General features: G+C 39.3%; 1 protein-coding gene and 1 pseudogene. One reads left to right on the forward strand and one right to left on the reverse strand.

Annotation, left to right across the window (positions count from 1 at the left end):
* Positions 1-1239, reverse strand: a pseudogene (locus C200_RS16210) (IS91 family transposase); the annotation flags it as partial.
* Between the two features lie 216 nt (positions 1240-1455).
* On the opposite strand from C200_RS16210, the gene C200_RS16780 reads away from it, so the two are divergent.
* Complete coding sequence (locus tag C200_RS16780) at positions 1456-1704, forward strand: IS3 family transposase (RefSeq protein WP_230384901.1); 249 nt, start codon at positions 1456-1458, stop codon at positions 1702-1704.
* Positions 1705-1718 lie beyond the last annotated feature (14 nt).

Below are 1718 nucleotides of genomic sequence, written 5' to 3' on the forward strand. Positions count from 1 at the left end.
ATTTTTTGCAACAGTGCCCATAAATCTACTGGTTGCTAACGCCTCATAATACTTCCATTTGTCATGAAGGTTTAAGCCAAATCGAGTGCCTGTTCTTCTCAGTTGGCTGCCACATAAAACACATTCAAGAGGGTCATAGCCAAAATTACTTTTCATTAGAGCAGCAAATGAAGTTTCTTTGTAGCCCTCAATAGTTTGATCAACCAAATCATAGATTTTTGGCAACATAACTGCCCGAATGCGATAACTTAAAAATCCATAATATCTAATCATTTTAAAAAATTTATCAGGGATGTGTTGGGTGAGCCGATCAAAAAAGTCGCCGATGCCTTCTTTCTTTAGCTTTTGTTGTTTAGTCTTATGGTCCAAATATCGGAAAATAACTCAATTGCCATCATAATGCTCTAGGCGAGCATTGGCGAGTGCCGGCCGCTTAATATACCGGCCTAAGTAATCGACATTATGTAGGTGATTGTCTTTAGGCTGAGCAAAATGCACCTTCCAATATTTTTGATATTCAGCGTTCAAAAATGTGTTGAATGTTGTTAGGTCAGTTATTTCGTCTTGGTATTCATCTGGGATTATTAGTTGACCTTTTTTGTAGGTTTGTCTTAGCAGATCAGTAACTGCATAGCGCCACATTGGCATAATCACTTTGAGCTTAAAATAAATATCACGCCAAGATTCATGTTTTTCATCGAAGCCACCACGTGTGACTGAAATGTGGATGTGGACGTTCCACTTCAGGTCTCGACCAAAGGTATGCAAAGCGGCAAAGATACCGATGACAAGGCCTTTCTTTTTTGCAGTCTCTAAAAGGGTATTCGCGGCAGTCCTGAATATAATGTTGAGCAATTCACGATTGAATAGAAAAAAAGCCCAGTATCGCTTAGGCATCGTAAATGTGATGTGTTGCCATTTGCACTGAGGCAACGTTGCATTTTGCTCTTCAATCCAGGTTTCTGTTGCTTTTTTTCCGCATGTTGAGCAGAAGCGTGATTTGCAGGTGAAGCAGACCACCTTAGTATGTTTGCAGTTTGGATTAGAACAGCTGAAGATATCACAACCAGCAAGCTCTGTGCGGCAATTTAATACCTTTAAAACGTTTTCATCAACAGCAGGACGAATAGAATCCAAGTTCTGAGCACGATAACGCCACCATGCATTTTGATATTGCAGTACATGCTTTAATGTGAATTGGACCTGGTAGGTTACGCCCTTTTCCCGCTTAATAACCATGAGAGATAACAAATTAAATTTAAATAGTAAGTTAGGATAAAGCGGCGCAGATAAAATGCAAGTCAAATGACTTAATTAAGAGGAATTTATTATCAAATTAGCACGACCCTCCGAAAGTAGCAGCTGTACTCGGCTGCCTATCCTTGTGATTTAGTCACTCTTCCAAGAGCAAGCTATTACCGAAAAAAACAGCATCAATCTGATGATGCTGAAATAATTTCAGAGCTAAAGACGTTAGCGAGCAAACACAAACGCTGGGGTTGTGACAAAATGGTCGCATATTTAAAAAACAAAGGTAAGCCTTGGAACCATAAGCGCATTCGTCGAGTCTATATTGAAATGGGCTTAAACATAAGCTGTAAACCAAAGCATCACTATGTCAAAAACGAGCCTGAATATTTATTTCAGCCTATCTACAAAAATGTTTGTTGGTCATTAGATTTTATGAGTGACGCCCTTCGGTAACCCTCCCTTAAAAT

The organism is Piscirickettsia salmonis LF-89 = ATCC VR-1361, from assembly GCF_000297215.2.
GTDB classification, from domain to species: Bacteria; Pseudomonadota; Gammaproteobacteria; order Piscirickettsiales; family Piscirickettsiaceae; genus Piscirickettsia; species Piscirickettsia salmonis.